Origin of the sequence: Fuscovulum ytuae, from assembly GCF_029953595.1 — a bacterium.
Lineage (GTDB): Bacteria > Pseudomonadota > Alphaproteobacteria > Rhodobacterales > Rhodobacteraceae > Paragemmobacter > Paragemmobacter ytuae.
The window spans coordinates 2,140,301-2,158,292 of the sequence record NZ_CP124535.1 but is presented as its reverse complement, the minus strand read 5'-3'; the positions used below and the strand labels follow the sequence as shown (position 1 = coordinate 2,158,292).

Genomic DNA, 17,992 nt, shown 5'->3' with positions numbered 1-17,992 from the left:
CGATCAGGGCTTTCGCGTCATATCGCGGTGACGTGAAATCTGGGCGACATCGGTCTCGGCCTCCAGCGCGGTCATGACCATGTGCAGATGTTCGACATCGCGAAGGTCCACATCGATGATGAGTCGATAATAGTCCGGCTTGCGGTCTGTAAACCTCAGATCCGAGATATTTGCCTTCTGTTCCCCGATCAAGGTGCAGATGCGCCCCAAGACGCCTGCATCGTTCGATATGGTTATTTGCAGGCTGACGGTGTGAACGGCGGCATGGCGACCGGAATGCCAGTGCAGATCGACCCAGCGGCCGGGTTGTTCTTCGAATTCTTCAAGCGCGGGGCAGTCGATGGCATGCACGACCACACCCTGCCCGCGATAGGTGATGCCAACGATGCGTTCGCCCGGCACGGGCTGGCAGCAGGGCGCGCGGCGGAAGGATTGGTCATCCGACAGGCCAACCACGGGGCGGGAGGCATCCACCTCATCGTCTTGGGCGCGGGCAAGTTCGGGGTAGAGGGTTTCGATGACGCGGCGGGCCGTGATTTCGGCGCTGCCCAGACGGGCGAGGAGGTCGGTTTCATCGGCAAGACCCAGCATCTTGGCTGCGGTCCGGAGTGCCTTGTCGGTGGCCTTTTTGCCGACATGGTCGAAGGCCGCGCGGGCGAGTTCCTGACCCAGTTTGACAAAACGGCCCCGGTCTTCTTCGCGTAGGCTTTTGCGGATGGCGGCCTTGGCGCGGCCCGTCGTCACGATATCGATCCACGAGGATTGCGGGCGCTGGCCTTCGGCGGTGATGATTTCGACGCTTTGGCCGTTTTTCAGGCGGGTCCAGAGGGGGACGCGGATGCCGTCTACCTTGGCGGAGACGCAGGAATTGCCGATGCGGGTGTGGATGGCATAGGCGTAATCAAGGGGCGTGGCCCCGCGCGGCAACTGCACCACGTCACCTTTGGGCGTGAAGCAGAAGACCTGATCGGAATACATCTCCATCTTCACATGTTCGAGGAATTCGTCGTGATCCTCGGCATCGAAGCGTTCCGTCAGGGTGGCGATCCAGCGCGCGGGATCGACGGCAAAGGGGTTCTGGGCGCGCACGCCTTCGCGATAAGACCAATGGGCGGCGACGCCTGCCTCGGCCACTTCGTGCATTTCGCGGGTTCTGATCTGCACCTCGACCCGCTTGCCATCGCGGCCTGACACGGTGGTGTGGATGGAGCGATAGCCGTTCGATTTCGGTTGGCTGATGTAATCCTTGAAGCGGCCCGGGACGGCGCGCCAGCGTTGGTGGATCACGCCGAGGATGCGATAGCAATCGGCCACCGACCCGCAGATGACGCGGAAGCCGTAGATATCGGAAAGGCGCGAGAAGGCGAGGTCTTTTTCCTGCATCTTGCGCCAGATGGAATAGGGTTTCTTGGCGCGGCCGTAGACATCGGCCTCGATCTGGACCTTTTCCAGTTCGAGCCGGATGTCGGCGGTGATCTTGTGGACCACGTCGCCCGCTTCTCGTTGCAGGGTGATGAAGCGGCGGATGATGGAATTGCGCGCTTCGGGGTTGAGGACGCGGAAGGCAAGGTCTTCGAGTTCCTCGCGCATCCATTGCATACCCATGCGGCCTGCAAGGGGGGCGAAGATTTCCATCGTTTCGCGGGCCTTCTGGGCCTGCTTTTCCGGCTTCATCGATTTGATCGTCCGCATGTTGTGCAGACGGTCGGCCAGTTTCACAAGAATGACGCGCAGGTCTTTCGACATGGCCATGAACAGCTTGCGGAAGTTTTCCGCCTGCTGGCTTTGGGCCGAGGACAGCTGAAGGTTGGTGAGTTTGGTGACGCCATCGACAAGTTCGGCCACCTCGTCGCCGAAGAGGTTGGCGATATCGGTATAGGTGGAGCGGGTGTCTTCGATCGTGTCGTGCAGAAGGGCGGTGATGATGGTGGCATCATCGAGCCGCTGTTCGGTAAGGATGGCGGCGACAGCAACGGGATGGGTGAAATAGGGTTCACCCGATTTGCGCAACTGGCCATCATGCATCTGAAACCCATAGGCATAGGCCTTGCGGATCAGATCGGCATTGGTGCGCGGGTTGTAGTTCCGAACGAGGGCGATGAGGTCTTCGACGTCGATCATCACCGCCCCGCTGGACGGGCCGTAGCCCGGATCAGTTGTCGCCTTGCGCTTCCATCAGGGCGCGCAGAAGCTTTTCTTCGGACATGTCGTCCTGCATCGGACGGTCAATCTCGCCCGACATCAGAAGCGCCATCTGGTCTTCTTCGGGTTCGTCGACCTCGATCTGAGTCTGGTGCGATTCGATCATGCGTTCGCGCAGCACTTCGGCCGACTGCGTTTCCTCGGCAATCTCGCGCAGGGCGACGACAGGGTTCTTGTCGTTGTCGCGGTCGATGGTGAGCGGCGAACCGGCGGCGATCTCGCGGGCGCGATGCGCGGCGAGCATCACAAGCTCGAAGCGGTTCGGCACCTTGTCAACGCAATCTTCGACCGTCACGCGGGCCATGGGCGACTCCAGTTCGGATGGGGGGCATGGAAGCGCCTATCTAGTCGTATCAAACGGGCTTGACAAGCGCTGAATCCGGGGAAAGCGGGCGAACCTCGGCGCGATCGGCGGCGGGAACGGCCGCAAGCATGGCGGCAACGGTCTGGCCCGAGACGGGGTGGACCCAATCCGGCGCAACATCGTGCAGGGGCACAAGGACGAAGGCGCGGTCTTGCATTCGGGGGTGGGGCAGGATCAGACGGTCTGGGGTTTCGACGCGCTGGCGGGCGGGATCAAGGTCGTGCCAAGCGGCGAAGGTGGCCGGATCGGGGGCGACGGTCGCGCCAAAGGCGATCAGGTCAAGGTCAAGCGTGCGCATCCCCCAGCGGGTTTCGCGGGTGCGGCCGAATTCCGCCTCGACCCGGTGCAGAAGGGCAAGCGTTCGGGCGGCATCCCAACCGGGGGGAATGGGGGCAGCAGCGGCTGCATTCACGTAATCGGGGCCCGCGCCGGGGGGGAAGCAGGGGGTGGCGTAGAGAGGGCTGAGGCGCAGGTCCGAAAGCCCCGCCTGACGCAGCATTTCAACGGCGGAATGCAGGGTTTGCGCCAGAGGCGCGTCCGCGAAGGGCAGGTTTGCGCCGAGGGCGATCAGGAGCATTTCTTGGGCCATGAAACTTCGGTTACACTTTCGTATAGTAGAACTTGAATGGATTCATCTTTTACGCGTAGCGTGCCTACGTTCACTTGGTGTTTTCTCTTTTCGGCGTAGATCACTTCCACATGTGGCCAGTGAACTGTTTTTTTGAGGGGAACTCATAATGTTTTACAAGGACGAACGGCTTGCGCTGTTCATCGACGGTTCGAACCTTTACGCGGCGGCAAAGGCTTTGGGGTTCGATATCGACTACAAACTTCTGCGGCAGGAATTCATGCGCCGGGGAAAGTTGCTGCGGGCATTTTACTACACGGCGCTTCTGGAGAATGACGATTATTCCCCGATCCGGCCCTTGGTGGACTGGCTGCATTACAACGGCTTTACCATGGTGACGAAGCCCGCCAAGGAATACACCGACAGCCAAGGGCGGCGGAAGGTCAAGGGGAACATGGATATCGAACTGACGGTCGATGCCATGGAACTTGCGCCGCGCGTGGATCATATCGTGCTGTTTTCGGGCGATGGGGATTTTCGTCCGCTGGTGGAAAGCCTGCAGCGGCAGGGCGTCCGGGTTTCGGTGGTGTCGACCATCCGCAGCCAGCCGCCGATGATTGCCGATGAATTGCGCCGGCAGGCGGATAATTTCATCGAGTTGGATGAATTGCGCGACGTGATCGGCCGCCCGCCCCGCGAGCCGCGCGCGTTCGACCGTGAAGAGGCCGTTGTCGAGGTCAAGTGACTGGACCCACGGCCATTGAGGGCGGGGCGGGGGAGGCAGAGGCCCCCGCCACCGCTGCTGGACAGGCGGGCGCAAAGCCTGACCGGATCATTCATTACACCCAAGATTACAGCGACGCCTTGGTGTGGGAGCGGGAATCGCCCACCCATCGCAAGCGCGACAAGGTGGCCTTGTTCGCCGCCTTTTTCGCAGGGCTTGGCCTGTTGAAGATGCTGAGCGGGGTGATGACCGATTTGGCCCCGTTGCATTCCGTGCCAGTGGCGGCGGTTCTGATGGCCCTGCCTTTCGCGTTGGTCATCCTGTTGCAGCGGCGCGACCTGCATCAGCGCGCGCAGCGGCGGGCGGATCAGCGCACCGGCGCGCGGCTGGAAATTTGGGGGGATCGGCTGGTCGAATATCGCGATGACCGGAAAGAGCCGCTGGCCTTTGGTGCGCTGGCGCTACGCGAGGTGCGCGAGACAGAGGGGCATGTCTTTCTGTCGACCGGGCGCGAGGTCATGATCGTGCCGACCCGGGCCTTCGTGAACCCGGCGGCGAAGGCCGCCTTCGCGGCCGAGTGGCAGGCGAAGATCGCGTGACCCCACGGCGCGGGCGGCCCTTGCGGCGGCGGGCGGCGGGTGCCATCTGGGCGGGATGATTTTCGGTTCCGCCCTGCTTGGCCTGTTCCTTGCCGCCTTTGTGGCGGCGACGCCCGTTCCCTTTCAATCCGAGATCATCTTTGGCGGCATGATCGTGGCGGAACCGGAGCGATTCTGGCTGATCCTTGCGGTGGCCTCGGTCGGGAATGTGCTGGGGTCTTTTGTCAATTACGCGATCGGGCGAGGGCTGGCGGGGCTGACATTGCCCGCGCGGTTTCGCATCCCCGAGGCGGCGATGGCACGGGCGGAGGGGTGGTTCCGGCGGTGGGGGGTGTGGTCGCTGCTGCTGTCATGGATGCCCTTGGGGGATGTGCTTACGGTGGTGGCGGGTGTTCTGAAGACGCCGGTCTGGCTGTTTGCCCTGCTGGTCACGGTGGCCAAGACGGGGCGGTATCTGGTGCTGGGGCTGATCGTGATGGGGGTCATCGGCTGAGGGGCGGTTGGCGGTTTACCGGGCGGGGGTTTCGGCCTATTTCTGCGGGGACGGCCCGAAAGGAAATGCGATGACCCTGCCCCCCCTGACCCTGTATCTGGCCGCGCCGCGCGGGTTTTGCGCGGGCGTGGACCGGGCGATCAAGATCGTCGAGATGGCGATCGAGAAATGGGGCGCACCGGTCTATGTGCGCCATGAGATCGTGCATAACAAATTCGTGGTGGACGGCTTGCGCGCCAAGGGTGCGGTGTTTGTCGAAGAGCTGGATGAATGCCCGCTTGACCGGCCTGTGGTGTTTTCGGCCCATGGGGTGCCCAAGGCGGTGCCTGCCGAGGCGGCCAAGCGCGAGATGATCGCGGTGGATGCGACCTGCCCTCTTGTCACCAAGGTGCATAACGAGGCGGCGCGGCATCACGAAAACGGCTTGCAGATGATCATGATCGGCCATGCGGGCCACCCGGAAACGGTAGGGACCATGGGGCAATTGCCGGAGGGCGAGGTGCTGCTGGTCGAGACGGTGGAAGATGTGGCGGGGCTGGTGGTGCGCGATCCCGGCAAGCTTGCCTTCATCACGCAGACCACGCTTTCGGTGGATGATACGGCCGATATCGCGGCAGCGCTGAAGGCGCGGTTTCCGGCGATCCTTGCCCCTGCGCATGATGATATCTGCTATGCGACGACGAACCGTCAGGCGGCGGTGAAGGCGATGGCGGGGAAGATTGACGCGCTGTTGGTGATTGGGGCGCCGAATTCGTCGAACTCCAAACGGCTGGTGGAAGTGGGGGCGAATGCGGGTTGCCCTTATGCGCAGCTGATCCAGCGGGCAGCGGATATCGATTGGCGGGCGCTGGAGGGAATACGGTCCATCGGGATCACCGCCGGGGCAAGCGCGCCGGAGGTTTTGGTGAATGAGGTGATTGACGCCTTCCGCGCGCGGTTCGCGACCACGGTCGAGATGGTTGAGACGGCGGTGGAGAATGTGGAATTCAAGGTGCCGCGCATCCTGCGGGAGCCTGCGTGAGCGACTGGGTTGTCTTTGAAGGGGTGGTCGAACCTTTGGACTGGGGGAAAGCCACCTACACCATCCTGCGGGTGCCGGATGTGGCGGCGGCGGCGCTGGGGGCCACGAGGCGGGTGGAAGGCGAGATTGCCGAGCATTGGGTGAACCTTGCCCTATCGCGGGCCCCGGTGGTGGAGGGGGTGTTCCTCTGGGCGGGGGCGTCGCTATTGGACCGGGCGGGGATCGTGCCGGGGAAGCCTGTGGAGGTGCGGCTGCGGCCTGCGCCTGAGGATCAGGTGGACACGCCCGAGGATGTGGCCGCCGCGCTGCGGGCGGCGGATATGACGGCGGTCTGGGACGGGCTGACGGCTGGCAAGCGGCGCGGGATGCTGTATCAGATCGGCAGCGCCAAGACCGCGCCCACGCGGGCCAAGCGCATAGATGCGATGATCGAAGGCCTGAGATGACAGCGATTCCCCGTTCTGCCCTGATCCTTGGCCTTGCCGGGTTGATCCCGTTCCTTTGGGGGGCGACGAATGTGCTGTTCCCGGCGACGGTGGGCTGGGGCGGGCAGTTCATGCCGCCAATGTTCATGGGAACCTATCTCAGCCTGACCTATGGGGTGGTGATCCTGTCCTTCATGTCGGGCGTGCTGTGGGGGTTTGCCACCAAGGCCAAGGGCGCGCAGGCAGGCGTGGGTTATGCGCTGTCGGTGATCCCGGCGCTGTGGGGGCTCTTTATGGTCAACGGTGCGCCGGGGGATGCGGCGGTGAACCTGTTTGCGGGATTCGCCGGGCTTTTGATGCTGGATTATGGCTTTGCGCGGCAGGGGTTGGCTCCGCCATGGTGGATGAAGCTGCGGGTGCTGCTGACGGCGGTGGTTCTGGCCTGTCTTGCAGTGCCGATCCTGATGGGGTGATCCTTGTGGCGGGCGGCGCAGGGGGCGTTCCGCCCCCTCGTCGCTGCGCTCCTCACCCCCTGAGAGTATTTTCGCCAAGATGAAGCAGGGCGTTGCGTTGACGGTCCCTGCCTCGCTGCCTACACGGGGGAAAAAGGAGCCGCCGATGCCAGAGCTATTCGCCTATACCGATGGGGCCTGTTCGGGCAATCCGGGGCCGGGGGGGTGGGGCGTGTTGTTGATCGCGCGCGAGGGCGATGCGGTGGTGAAGGAGCGCGAGCTTTCGGGGGGCGAGGCGCTGACCACGAACAACCGGATGGAATTGCTGGCGGCGATTTCGGCGTTGGAGACGTTGGCGAAGCCGTCCGAGATCACGGTGGTGACCGACAGCGCCTATGTGAAGAATGGCGTGACGGAATGGATCCATGGCTGGAAGCGGAACGGTTGGCGCACGGCGGGGAAGGACCCGGTGAAGAATGCCGAGTTGTGGCAGCGGCTGGATCAGGCGCAGGCGCGGCACAAGGTGCAATGGCGCTGGATCAAGGGCCATGCCGGGCATGAGGAGAATGAGCGGGCCGATGCTTTGGCGCGCGCCGGAATGGCGCCCTACAAGCCGGGGAAGGGGCGTGAGGCATGATCGCACCGGGGCTGGAGGCATCGGTGGCGACGATCCTTCCGGTGCTGGATTATGCCTCGGTCGCGGTCTTTGCCCTGACTGGGGCCTTGGTGGCGAGCCGCTCGCAACTGGATATCGTGGGGTTCATCTTCATCGCCTGTCTGACGGCGGTGGGCGGGGGCACGCTGAGGGATGTGATCCTTGGGCGGCCGCCGGTCTGGATCGGGGACCCGGCGCTTCTGGCGGTGGCGACCTTGGCGGCGGTTTTGGTGTTTTTCGGGGCGCATCTTCTGGAAAGCCGATATCGCGCGATTGAATGGCTGGATGCGCTGGCGCTTGCCGTGGCGGTGCCGGCGGGGGTGGGGGTGGCCTTTGCGGAAGGTCTTGGCTGGCCTGTCGTGCTGGTGATGGGAATGGTCACGGGCTGCATGGGCGGATTGATGCGAGACGTGGTCTGCAACGAAGTGCCGTTGGTGTTGAAGCAGGGCGAGCTTTACGTGACCTGCGCCTTTTGCGGGGCGGGAGTGGCGGTGCTGCTGGGTCTGGCCGGGGTGGAGGTGTGGCAGGCGCTGCTGGCCTGTGGGGGGGTGACGCTGGTCCTGCGGGCGGGAAGCCTTGGGTTCGGCTGGCGTCTGCCGGTCTATCGGGCGCGGCCGCCGAAGCCCGGATCGCCGAAGCGATAGGGGTTGATCGGCGGGCGCGGCTGGCGCAGGCTGGTTGGCGAATGATCGTTCAGGATATGACATGGCCCGACCGCGTTCCATTCCCGATGCCGTTATTTTCGATGCCGTCTTGGAGATGTTGGAGGCGCGGGGGCAGGTGTCCTTTGGCCTGGTCTCGGCGGCGGTTGGCCTTGCGCCGCCCTCTTTGGTGCAGCGCTATGGCGACCGGGAGGGGATGCTGCGCGGGGCGCTGATCCATGGTTGGGACGGGGTGGAGGCGGCGACGCGCGCGGCAGATACGGCAGAGGCCAGCGCGCAGGGGTTTTTGAAGGCGCTGGGCGCTGCGCTGCGGGGGGCGCTGATCTGGGCGTCCTTGGGGGATGAGGTGGTGGCGGCGCGGGCGGCGGCGTGGCGCGCGGAGGTGGAAGCGTCGGTTGCGCGCAAGGCCGGGTGCAAGGCCGAGGCGGCGGCGATGATCTTTGCGGCCTGGCAGGGGCGGATGCTTTGGTCCGGTGCCGGGGGCGCGGGGTTCCGGTTGCGCGATGCGGTGAAGCGGATCGGTTAGCGCGACGCCCGTCAGCGCGAGACGGTCAGCGCGAGACGTATTTCTGCCAGAGCCAGATGAGGAGGACCGCCCCTAGCACGGCGCCGACAAAGGCTGCGACCCATCCGGTGACCGAGACGAGAAAGCGAAGGATGCCCCAGCCCACAAGTGCGCCCCCGATGCCGATGGCGATGGTGGTGGGCACGTCGGTCTGCACGCGCATGAAGCGGGTGGCGAGGAAGCCTGCGGCGGCCCCGATGACAATGAGGATGAGGACGGGCATGGGTTCCTCCGATCTGCGGAAGAGTGTGGCGCAGGTTGTGCCGTCAGTCCAGTCGGTCGGGGAGGGAGAAGCCGTTCAGAAAATCTTGCGGCGATTGGGCCTTTTTCCCCTCGCGCTGGGCAAGGGTGATGGCGATGGCCCCTGTGCCGCAGGCGATGCTCAGGCCGGGAAGGACGGTGCCGGGGGTGCCTGAGCCTTTGGCAAGCCGGGACCGGAGGAGTTTGATCCGTTCCGTGCCGCCCATGCACCATGCGCCGGGGAAGGGGGAAAGGGCGCGGATCTGGCGGTCAATCTCGGCCGCGGGACGGGACCAATCAATTCGCGACTCAGCCTTGTCAATTTTGGCGGCGTAGGTGACGCCCTCAGTGGGCTGTGGTTCAGGGGTGAGGGTGGGCAAGCGGTCGAGCGCCTGAAGGATCAGGCGCGCGCCGATCTGCGACAGGCGGTCATGCAGGTCTTGGGTGGTTTCTTCGGGGCCGATTGGGGTGGCCTCGCGCAGAAGGACGGGGCCGGTGTCGAGGCCCGCTTCCATCTGCATGATGCAGATGCCGGTTTCGGCATCGCCCGCCATGATGGCGCGGTGGATGGGGGCCGCGCCACGCCAGCGGGGCAGGAGCGAGGCGTGGATGTTGAGGCAGCCTGCGCGGGGGGCATCGAGGATGGCTTGCGGCAGGATCAGGCCATAGGCGACAACGACGGCGACATCGGCATCAAGCGCGGCGAAGGCCGTCTGTTCTTCTGGGGATTTCAGGCTTGTGGGGTGGCGGACGGGAAGGCCCAGCGCAGCGGCGGCAGCATGGACGGGGGTGGGGCGCAGGTCCTTGCCCCGGCCTGCGGGGCGCGGGGGTTGGGTGTAGACGGCAACGATCTGGTGCCGCGCGGCGAGGGCCTGAAGGACGGGGACGGAAAAGTCCGGCGTGCCCATGAAAACGATTTTCACCCACGCCTCCGCAGCTTTTCCGCCTTGGCGATCAGCATTTTGCGTTTCAGGGGGGAGAGATGGTCGAAATACATCTTGCCCGCCAGATGGTCGATCTGATGCTGGACCGAGGTCGCCCAGAGATGGACGAAGTCGCGGTCTTCCATTTCGCCCTTTTCGTTCAGGAAGCGGACGGTGACGGCGCGGGGGCGTTCGATCACGGCCGAGACGCCGGGAAGGTTGGGCGAGGCTTCCTCATGCGTGCGGGGTTGGACGCTGGCATGGAGGATTTCGGGATTGGCCATGCGAATGGCCTGACCGCGTTCGTCGGAGCAATCCACGACGGCGAGGCGCAAGGGAATGCCGATTTGCACGGCGGCAAGGCCGTAGCCGGGCATGGCATCCATCGTGTCGATCATGTCGGCCCAGATGGCGCGGATGTCATCCGTGATGGCATCCACCGTCGCGGCGGGGGTCTTTAGCGCCGGATGGGGCCATGGCAGGCAGGGGCGGACCGTCATCCGCCCTGCCGCGCGCGTTCGCGTTTCAGTTTCTCCATCTTGCGGGTGATGAGCTGGCGTTTCAGCGGACCCAAGTAATCGATGAAGAGTTTGCCGTTCAGGTGGTCGATCTCGTGCTGGACGCAGGTGGCCCAGAGACCGGAGAACTGTTCCTCTTGCGACTTGCCGTCGAGACCCATCCAGCGGACGCGCACCTCGGCTGGGCGCTGCACTTCGGCATATTGATCGGGGATAGAGAGGCAGCCTTCGTCATAGGTCGACAGCTCTTCGGACGCCCAGGTGACTTCGGGGTTGAAGAGGACGAGGGGGCGGGGGGCCTCATTCTCAGCTTTGACGCAATCCATGACGATAAGGCGTTTGGTGATCCCGACCTGTGGTGCGGCGAGGCCGATGCCGGGGGCATCATACATCGTCTGGAGCATGTCTTCGGCCAGTTTGCCCATGTCGGGTGTGATCTCGGCGACGGGGTCGCAGAGTTTCTTGAGGCGCGGGTCGGGATGGATCAGGATGGGGCGGATCATGTGCTGTCGATAGCGGAAAAAGCCCTATGGGTGCAATGGCGGGACAGGGGTGGTGGGTTTGCTGAATGATTTGGGATAGTATTCTGAAAATTTGCAAAAAAGTGGGACAAAATGCTAGGTAAATGGTTGAGGGCAGAACATTGTATCGGCATCAATTTCCCGATTGGAACGTATGTTCTGACTTGATATTCCTGATTGCGGCAGCAGGACCAGAGGGCGGATATGGACTTTGACACCCCGATCAACCGCATCGGCACCCATTGCGTGAAATGGGACATGATGGAGAAGCTTTACGGCGTTCCGGCGTCGGAGGGGCTTGCCATGTGGGTGGCGGATATGGAGTTCCGGCCGCCCGCCATCGTCCAGCAGGCGGTAGAACGGTTGGCGGCGCATGGCATCTATGGCTATTTCGGGGATGACCGCGCCTATCTGGAGGCGATCCAGTGGTGGATGAAGACGCGCCATGGCTGGAACGTGGCGGCGGGGGACATCTTTACCACGCATGGTCTTGTGAACGGGACGGGGCTTTGCCTTGAGGCCTTTACCGCGCCCGGGGATGCGGTCGTGCTGACGACGCCTGTCTATCACGCCTTTGCCCGCACGATCAAAGCGGCGGGGCGCGAGGTGCGGGATTGTCCGCTTGCCTTGGTCGATGGGCGCTATGAGATGGATTTTGACGCCTGGGACGGGCTGATGACGGGGCGGGAGCGGATGTTCATCCTCTGCTCGCCCCACAATCCGGGCGGGCGGGTCTGGACGGAGGCGGAGCTGCGCGGGGTCGCCGATTTCTGCGTGCGGCATGATCTGATTTTGGTATCGGACGAGATCCACCATGATCTGGTCTATCCGGGGCAGCGGCATGTGCCGATGACGCTGGCCGCGCCAGAGATTGCGGACCGTCTGGTGATGATGACCGCGACGACGAAGACCTTCAACATCGCGGGCAGCCATACGGGGAATGTGATCATCGCGGACCCCGCGCTGAAGGCGAAGTTTGCGGCGAAGATCATGGCCCTTGGCATTTCGGGCAATAGTTTCGGGATGCATATGGCGACGGCGGCCTATTCGCCCGAAGGGGCGGAGTGGGTGGATGCGCTGATGGCCTATCTGGAGGGGAACCGGCGGGTGTTTGATGCGGGCATGGCGGGGATACCGGGCCTGCGATCCATGCCGCTGGAGGCGACCTATCTGGCATGGCTGGATTTTTCGGGCACCGGGATGGCACCTGCGGAATTCATCGGGCGGGTGGAGAAGGAGGCGCGGATTGCCACCAATCATGGCGCGAGCTTTGGGCCGGGGGGAGAGACCTTCCTGCGGTTCAACATCGCTGCCCCGCGCGCGATGGTGGTGGAGGCGGTGGAGCGCATGCAGGCGGCGTTCCGCGATCTGCAATAGCGGTTATTGAGCGGCGCCGCGTGCCGCGGCATTCCTTTGCCCTTCTGCCGGGGACTTCGCCCCGTCAGAAGGGAGGGGGGCTGCCGCCCCCGGACGCGCTTTGCGCGCCCTCCCCCGCGAGTATTTATTGCCAAGATGAAGGGCTTAGGGCGTGGGCTGCTGACCACCCGTGGCTTCGGTCACCTTGTCTGCTGCGGCGCGGACGAGGGCGCCGAGGCGCGTCGCATCTGAGAGGCCCATGCGGAAGGCCGGGCCGCTGACCGAGAGGCCCGCGACGGGTTCGCCATGGGCGTTGAAGATGGGGGCGGCGACGCAGCGCATGCCTTCGGCGCGTTCCTGATCATCGATGGCGAAGCCACGGTCGCGCGTGCGGGACAGATCGCGCAGGAGGGCGGTTTCGGAAGTGTGGGTGAGGGTGGTGAAGCGTTCCAACCCCTTGCGGGCAAGGATACCTTTCACCTTCTCTTCCGGATACCAAGCGAGCAGGGCCTTGCCGATGCCAGAGACATGCATGGGCGCAATGGTGCCGGGGGGGAAGAAAGCACGGATGGCCTGATGGGTTTCGACTTGGGAGAGGAAGAGGACCTCATCCCCCACCTCGACCCCGAGATTTGCGGTTTCGCCCGTGTCCCGCATCAAGGCATCCATCGCGGCGCGGGCGCGTTCGACGACCTTGGTCCGGCGCAGGAAGGCGGAACCCACGCGGAAGGCACCCGGGCCGATATGCCAGACCTGAGCGGGGTCTTCGGATTCGACCATCCCGTGGGATTGCAGCGTGATGAGGGCGCGGTAGACCGTGGCGACGGCCTGACCGGAGGTTTCGGCGAGTTCCGACAGCGTGAGGCCCGGATGATTGGCAAGGGTGGAGAGCAGGCCAAGCGCGCGGTCGAGTGCCTGCACCGTGTTTTGGTCGGTCTTGTCGTGGAAGGCCTTGGGGCGGCCGCGAGGTTTTGTGGGCATTTGAGCGGGTCCGTTTGGGGTGAAAAAGCGCAAGTCTCTGATTTGGAAAGAGGATAGAGCATTTTTCGTTTGTTGAAAAATGTTTTCGAAAAAATTGTGATGCGGCGAGGGAGGGCGTAGGGTGCCGCCATGCCCAAGAGAGGTGGTCGCCATGTCCTTCCAGAATCCCGTCTTCATTCCCGGCCCGACGAATATTCCAGAGGAGATTCGCAAGGCCTGTGACATGCCTACGCTGGATCATCGGTCAGCGGCCTTTGGCAAGCTGTTCCGTCCGGCGGTGGCGGGGGTCCGGCGCGTGCTGGGGATGGCGGGGGGTGAGGTGATCATCCTGCCGTCGACCGGGACGGGTGGCTGGGAAGCCGCGATTAGCAACACGCTGTCGCCCGGTGACCGGGTGTTGGCGGCGCGGTTCGGGATGTTCAGCCATCGCTGGATCGATTTGTGCCAGCGCCATGGGCTGGAGGTGGAGATCATCGAAACGCCTTGGGGGCAGGGTGCGCCTGTGGCGGCCATCGAGGCGGCGTTGCGCGCCGATACGGGCGGACGGATCAAGGCGGTGCTGGCCACGCATAACGAGACGGCGACGGGGGTTCGGTCGGATATTGCGGGCATCCGGCGCGCGATGGATGCGGCGGGGCATGAGGCGATGCTTTTTGTCGACGGCGTGTCGTCGATTGGGTCGATGCCATTCGAGATGGCCGCTTGGGGCGTGGATATCGCCGTGGCGGGCAGCCAGAAGGGATTCATGCTGCCTGCCGGGCTGGCGATCCTTGGGGTGTCGGACAAGGCGCTGGCGGCGATGGACGGGGCACGGCTGCCGCGGACCTTTTTCGACTTCCGCGACATGCTGAAAAGCTATGCCGGGGGAGGCTATCCCTACACGCCATCGGTGGGGTTGATCGCGGGGCTCGCGAAATCCATCGAGATGCTGGAGGACGAGGGGCTGGAGGCGGTCTATGCCCGGCATGCGCGGCTGGCCGAAGGGGTGCGGCGCGCGGTGGCGGCTTGGGGAATGCGGCCCTGCGCGGCCTCGCCCGACCTTTATTCCGAGACGGTGACGGCGGTGGTGGTGCCTGCGGGGTGCAATGGCACCGACCTCGTGAAGCTGGCCGCGGAAAAGTATGGCGTGGCTTTCGGTGTGGGGCTGGGCGAAGTGGCGGGCAAAGTGTTCCGCATCGGGCATCTGGGGATGTTGACGGATGTGATGGTGCTGGGTGGCCTTGCCACGGCGGAGATGTGCATGGCCGATCTGGGCTGGAACGTGCGGCTGGGATCGGGCGTGGCGGCGGCGGCGGATTTCTATCGCGGGTCGGCGGTGCCGATGGCGATGGCGGCGGAATGATGGAACCCGTGGGACCGGGGGCAAGCCCCCGGCCCAACGGGATATTTTCAGACAGAAAATGGAGGCGGCGTTGCGCGACATGGTGGAGATGGTGATACCGACTTATGACGATGTGCTGGCGGCCCATGCGCGGATCGCGCCTTATATCCATCGGACGCCGGTTCTGACCTCCAGCTTCCTGAACGAGCTGACGGGGGCGGAGCTTTTCTTTAAATGCGAGAACTTCCAGAAGGCCGGGGCGTTCAAGGTGCGGGGGGCGTCGAATGCCGTCTTTGGCCTGCGGGACGATCAACTGGAGCGGGGTGTTGCCACGCATTCGAGCGGGAACCATGCGCTGTCTCTGTCCTATGCGGCGGGGCGGCGGGGCATTCCTTGCACGGTGGTGATGCCGCGGACGGCACCGCAGGCCAAGAAGGATGCGGTGCGAGGCTATGGCGGAGTGATCGTGGAATGCGAACCGTCGACCAGCAGCCGTGAGGCGGTGTTTGCCGAAGTGCAGGCGCGGACGGGAGCGGATTTCGTGCATCCCTATAACGACCCGCGCGTGATTGCGGGACAGGGCACCTGTTCGCGCGAGTTGATGGAGCAGGTGGACGGGCTGGATGCTGTGGTGGCGCCCATCGGTGGGGGTGGGATGATTTCCGGCACCTGCCTGACGCTGTCGGCCATTGCGCCGCAGGTGGAGATTTTCGCTGCCGAACCCGTGAATGCCGATGACGCGGCGCGCAGTTTCCGGGCGGGGCATATCATCGCCGATGACGCGCCGGATACGGTGGCGGACGGGTTGAAGGTGCCGCTCAAGGAACTGACATGGCATTTTGTGAAGACCTACGCGACCGACGTGCTGACTGCGACGGAGGATGAGATCGTCGAGGCGATGAAGCTGCATTGGAAGCGGATGAAAATCGTGATCGAGGCCAGCTGTTCGGTGCCGCTGGCGGTGATCCTGAAGAACCCGGATCGGTTCCGGGGCAAGCGGGTCGGGGTGATCCTGACCGGCGGGAATGTGGATCTGGACAAGCTGCCTTGGATGAAAGGGTAAGGATATGAACGCGCAGGTGAAACTGGACGGGTTGGAAGTGGGCTATGACATCCCAGCGCTGCCGGGGATGGATGAGAAGGACATCCAGACGCCTTGCCTTGTGCTGGATCTGGATGCGCTGGAGCGGAACATCGAGAAGATGGGGCGCTTTGCCCGCGAAATGGGCGTGCGGCACCGGGTGCATGGGAAAATGCATAAATCGGTGGATGTGGCGCTGTTGCAGGAACGGTTGGGCGGGTCCATTGGCGTCTGCTGCCAGAAGGTGAGCGAGGCCGAGGTCTTTGCGCGGGGCGGGATCAAGGATGTGCTGGTCAGCAATCAGGTGCGCGATCCGGCCAAGATCGACCGTCTGGCGCGTATCCCGAAATTGGGCGCGCGGGCGATCTGCTGCGTCGATGATCTGGCCAATGTGGCCGACCTGTCGGCGGCGGCGGTGAAGCATGGGACGACCATCGAATGTCTGGTGGAGATTGACTGCGGCGCGGGGCGTTGTGGCGTGACGACGACGCCCGCTGTGGTGGACCTGGCCAAGGCCATTGATGCGGCGCCGGGGCTGAAATTCGCGGGCATTCAGGCCTATCAGGGTGCGATGCAGCACATGGACCGCTATGAGGACCGCAAGGCCAAGATCGACATCGCGGTGGCCATGGTGCGCGACGCGGTCGAGGCGTTGAAAGGTGAGGGCCTTGAATGCGACATCGTCGGCGGCGGCGGCACGGGATCCTATTATTTCGAAGGGAATTCAGGGGTCTATAACGAGCTGCAATGTGGGTCCTATGCCTTTATGGATGCGGATTACGGACGCATCCTGGACAAGGACGGCAAGCGGATCGATCAGGGGGAATGGGAGAATGCGCTGTTCATCCTGACCTCGGTCATGAGCCATGCCAAGGCGGATCGGGCGATCTGCGATGCGGGGCTGAAGGCCCAGTCGGTGGATAGCGGGCTGCCGGTGATCTTTGGCCGGACGGATGTGAAATACATCAAGTGCAGCGACGAGCATGGCGTGATCGATGATCCGGAAGGCGTGTTGAAGGTGAATGACAAGCTGCGGCTGGTGCCGGGGCATTGCGATCCCACCTGCAACGTCCACGATTGGTATGTGGGTGTGCGGAACGGCAAGGTCGAGGTGGTCTGGCCCGTCTCGGCCCGCGGCAAAGCCTATTGAGGAAAAGGGGGTGCGGGGGGCGTTGCCTCCCCCCGCGCGCCACGGAATGAAGTTACCCTGCAAGGATATGCGATGCTGATCGTTCCCGAGGCGCTGATCGCCGACCTCGTTTCGCCTGAGGATGCCTATGAGGCCGTGGCCGCCACCTTTGCCGCGATGGCGCGGGGCGAGGCCTATAACTTTCCCGTGGTGCGCGAGGCGCTGGGTGAAGGGCGGCAATACGGGTTCAAGTCGGGTCTTGACCGGGCGGGGGGGATGTTGGGCGTCAAGGCGGGGGGGTATTTCCCCGGCAATATGGCGCGTGGGATCACCAACCATCAGTCGACGGTCTATCTCTTTGACCCCGATACGGGGCGGCCTGTGGCGATGGTCGGGGGCAACCTTCTGACCGCGCTGCGGACGGCGGCGGCTTCGGCTTTGTCCATCGACCGTCTGGCGCGGAAGGATGCGCGGGTTCTGGGCATCGTGGGGGCGGGGCATCAGGCGGGGTTCCAGCTGCGCGCGGCGGTGCGGGTGCGGAAGTGGGAGCGCGTGATCGCGTGGAACCTGCATCCCGAGATGCTGCCGAAACTTGCGGAGGTGGCCGCGGAACTGGGGCTGCCTTTCGAGGCGGTGGGGTTGGAGCGGATGGTGGAGGCGGAGGCCATCATCACGATCACATCGTCGCCAGCGGCATCGCTGATGGCGGCGCATGTGTCGCCGGGAACGCATCTGGCCTGCATGGGGACCGATACGAAAGGCAAGCAGGAAGTTCAGCCTGCGCTGGTTGGCAAGGCGCGGCTTTTCACCGACGAGGTGGCGCAATCGGTGAGCATCGGCGAGGCGCAGCATGCGGTGGCGGCGGGGATGGTATCGGATGCCGATATCGTGCCGCTTGGGGCGGTGCTGACGGGTGCGGATGCCGGGCGGCGGTCGGAAGCGGAGATCACGCTGTTTGACGGGACGGGTGTTGGGTTGCAGGACCTTGCGGTGGCGGCGGTGGCCGTACAGCGCGCGCGGGAGCGCGGGCTGGGGGTGGAGGTGTCGGTCTAGCGAAATCTGTCGCAGATTTCGTGACGATTTCTGCACGCAGAAATCGGGGCACGGGTGGCGCGACGTCCGGTGGCGGTTCCTGTGTCAGGAACCGTTCCTGAGTTTGCGGCCCACTCCGCTTTTGATCATATTTCATTAC

The 17,992-nt window shown here is 64.1% G+C and carries 22 protein-coding genes; 14 read left to right on the top strand and 8 right to left on the bottom strand.

The features are described 5' to 3' along the window. Positions 1–3 precede the first annotated feature (3 nt). The 3 genes from QF092_RS10450 to folK are packed head-to-tail and all read right to left on the bottom strand — an operon-like array spanning position 4 to position 3,143. Entirely contained in the window at positions 4–2,121 is a 2,118-nt protein-coding gene (locus QF092_RS10450; protein ID WP_281463843.1) for a RelA/SpoT family protein, read from the bottom strand. A 31-nt stretch (positions 2,122–2,152) separates the two neighbouring features. Further along, positions 2,153–2,506 (bottom strand): DNA-directed RNA polymerase subunit omega, encoded by a 354-nt coding sequence (gene rpoZ / locus QF092_RS10445; RefSeq protein ID WP_281463842.1) that lies wholly within the window; start codon positions 2,504–2,506, stop codon positions 2,153–2,155. A 49-nt stretch (positions 2,507–2,555) separates the two neighbouring features. Next, a complete protein-coding gene (gene folK / locus QF092_RS10440) occupies positions 2,556–3,143 on the bottom strand; it encodes a 2-amino-4-hydroxy-6-hydroxymethyldihydropteridine diphosphokinase (protein ID WP_281463841.1) in 588 nt (195 codons plus the stop codon). A gap of 160 nt (positions 3,144–3,303) precedes the next feature. On the opposite strand from folK, the gene QF092_RS10435 reads away from it, so the two are divergent. The 9 genes from QF092_RS10435 to QF092_RS10395 all read left to right on the top strand — a co-directional run bounded on the left by QF092_RS10435 (position 3,304) and on the right by QF092_RS10395 (position 8,691). Beyond that, complete coding sequence (locus tag QF092_RS10435) at positions 3,304–3,879, top strand: LabA-like NYN domain-containing protein (protein ID WP_281463840.1); 576 nt, start codon at positions 3,304–3,306, stop codon at positions 3,877–3,879. Next, a complete protein-coding gene (locus QF092_RS10430; protein ID WP_281463839.1) occupies positions 3,876–4,457 on the top strand; it encodes a hypothetical protein in 582 nt (193 codons plus the stop codon). The genes QF092_RS10435 and QF092_RS10430 overlap by 4 nt, the downstream gene beginning before the upstream one ends. 55 nt (positions 4,458–4,512) lie before the next feature. Then, positions 4,513–4,950, top strand: coding sequence for a YqaA family protein (locus QF092_RS10425; protein ID WP_281463837.1), 438 nt, complete (start codon positions 4,513–4,515; stop codon positions 4,948–4,950). Positions 4,951–5,020: 70 nt separating this feature from the next. Continuing rightward, on the top strand, positions 5,021–5,971 hold the full coding sequence (ispH, locus tag QF092_RS10420) for a 4-hydroxy-3-methylbut-2-enyl diphosphate reductase (protein ID WP_281463836.1): 951 nt from the start codon (positions 5,021–5,023) through the stop codon (positions 5,969–5,971). Continuing rightward, on the top strand, positions 5,968–6,417 hold the full coding sequence (locus tag QF092_RS10415) for a YdeI/OmpD-associated family protein (RefSeq protein ID WP_281463835.1): 450 nt from the start codon (positions 5,968–5,970) through the stop codon (positions 6,415–6,417). Before ispH ends, QF092_RS10415 begins: the two co-directional genes overlap by 4 nt. Then, the gene (locus tag QF092_RS10410) at positions 6,414–6,869 is read left to right on the top strand and encodes a DUF3429 domain-containing protein (RefSeq protein WP_281463834.1); all 456 of its coding nucleotides are present in this window, start codon (positions 6,414–6,416) and stop codon (positions 6,867–6,869) included. The genes QF092_RS10415 and QF092_RS10410 overlap by 4 nt, the downstream gene beginning before the upstream one ends. A gap of 145 nt (positions 6,870–7,014) precedes the next feature. Further along, a complete protein-coding gene (rnhA, locus tag QF092_RS10405; RefSeq protein ID WP_281463833.1) occupies positions 7,015–7,485 on the top strand; it encodes a ribonuclease HI in 471 nt (156 codons plus the stop codon). After that, complete coding sequence (locus QF092_RS10400; RefSeq protein WP_281463832.1) at positions 7,482–8,147, top strand: trimeric intracellular cation channel family protein; 666 nt, start codon at positions 7,482–7,484, stop codon at positions 8,145–8,147. The genes rnhA and QF092_RS10400 overlap by 4 nt, the downstream gene beginning before the upstream one ends. A 61-nt stretch (positions 8,148–8,208) precedes the next feature. Further along, positions 8,209–8,691 carry a transcriptional regulator gene (locus QF092_RS10395; protein WP_281463831.1) on the top strand — a complete coding sequence of 161 codons (483 nt, stop codon included), beginning with the start codon at positions 8,209–8,211 and terminating at the stop codon, positions 8,689–8,691. A gap of 25 nt (positions 8,692–8,716) precedes the next feature. On the opposite strand, the gene QF092_RS10390 is transcribed toward QF092_RS10395, so the two are convergent. The 4 genes from QF092_RS10390 to def (QF092_RS10375) are packed head-to-tail and all read right to left on the bottom strand — an operon-like array spanning position 8,717 to position 10,914. After that, positions 8,717–8,953 carry a GlsB/YeaQ/YmgE family stress response membrane protein gene (locus QF092_RS10390; RefSeq protein WP_281463830.1) on the bottom strand — a complete coding sequence of 79 codons (237 nt, stop codon included), beginning with the start codon at positions 8,951–8,953 and terminating at the stop codon, positions 8,717–8,719. 43 nt (positions 8,954–8,996) lie between these two features. Next, positions 8,997–9,893 (bottom strand): methionyl-tRNA formyltransferase, encoded by an 897-nt coding sequence (gene fmt, locus QF092_RS10385; RefSeq protein ID WP_281463829.1) that lies wholly within the window; start codon positions 9,891–9,893, stop codon positions 8,997–8,999. Then, positions 9,890–10,393 carry a peptide deformylase gene (gene def / locus QF092_RS10380; RefSeq protein ID WP_281463828.1) on the bottom strand — a complete coding sequence of 168 codons (504 nt, stop codon included), beginning with the start codon at positions 10,391–10,393 and terminating at the stop codon, positions 9,890–9,892. Before def (QF092_RS10380) ends, fmt begins: the two co-directional genes overlap by 4 nt. After that, the gene (def, locus tag QF092_RS10375) at positions 10,390–10,914 is read right to left on the bottom strand and encodes a peptide deformylase (protein ID WP_281463827.1); all 525 of its coding nucleotides are present in this window, start codon (positions 10,912–10,914) and stop codon (positions 10,390–10,392) included. The genes def (QF092_RS10380) and def (QF092_RS10375) overlap by 4 nt, the downstream gene beginning before the upstream one ends. A 222-nt stretch (positions 10,915–11,136) precedes the next feature. On the opposite strand from def (QF092_RS10375), the gene QF092_RS10370 reads away from it, so the two are divergent. Further along, positions 11,137–12,309 (top strand): MalY/PatB family protein, encoded by a 1,173-nt coding sequence (locus QF092_RS10370; protein WP_281463826.1) that lies wholly within the window; start codon positions 11,137–11,139, stop codon positions 12,307–12,309. A 144-nt stretch (positions 12,310–12,453) separates the two neighbouring features. Here QF092_RS10370 and bhcR read toward each other — a convergent pair whose 3' ends face one another. Continuing rightward, positions 12,454–13,269 (bottom strand): HTH-type transcriptional regulator BhcR, encoded by an 816-nt coding sequence (gene bhcR / locus QF092_RS10365; RefSeq protein ID WP_281463825.1) that lies wholly within the window; start codon positions 13,267–13,269, stop codon positions 12,454–12,456. A gap of 151 nt (positions 13,270–13,420) precedes the next feature. On the opposite strand from bhcR, the gene bhcA reads away from it, so the two are divergent. The 4 genes from bhcA to bhcD all read left to right on the top strand — a co-directional run bounded on the left by bhcA (position 13,421) and on the right by bhcD (position 17,853). Continuing rightward, on the top strand, positions 13,421–14,611 hold the full coding sequence (gene bhcA / locus QF092_RS10360; RefSeq protein ID WP_281463824.1) for an L-aspartate--glyoxylate aminotransferase BhcA: 1,191 nt from the start codon (positions 13,421–13,423) through the stop codon (positions 14,609–14,611). A 58-nt stretch (positions 14,612–14,669) separates the two neighbouring features. Further along, complete coding sequence (gene bhcB, locus QF092_RS10355) at positions 14,670–15,653, top strand: beta-hydroxyaspartate dehydratase BhcB (RefSeq protein ID WP_420026453.1); 984 nt, start codon at positions 14,670–14,672, stop codon at positions 15,651–15,653. 4 nt (positions 15,654–15,657) lie between these two features. After that, positions 15,658–16,821, top strand: a complete 1,164-nt coding sequence (gene bhcC, locus QF092_RS10350) for a 3-hydroxy-D-aspartate aldolase BhcC (protein WP_281463823.1) — start codon at positions 15,658–15,660, stop codon at positions 16,819–16,821. 72 nt (positions 16,822–16,893) lie between these two features. Further along, on the top strand, positions 16,894–17,853 hold the full coding sequence (bhcD, locus tag QF092_RS10345; protein ID WP_281463822.1) for an iminosuccinate reductase BhcD: 960 nt from the start codon (positions 16,894–16,896) through the stop codon (positions 17,851–17,853). The last annotated feature ends 139 nt before the right edge of the window (positions 17,854–17,992 follow it).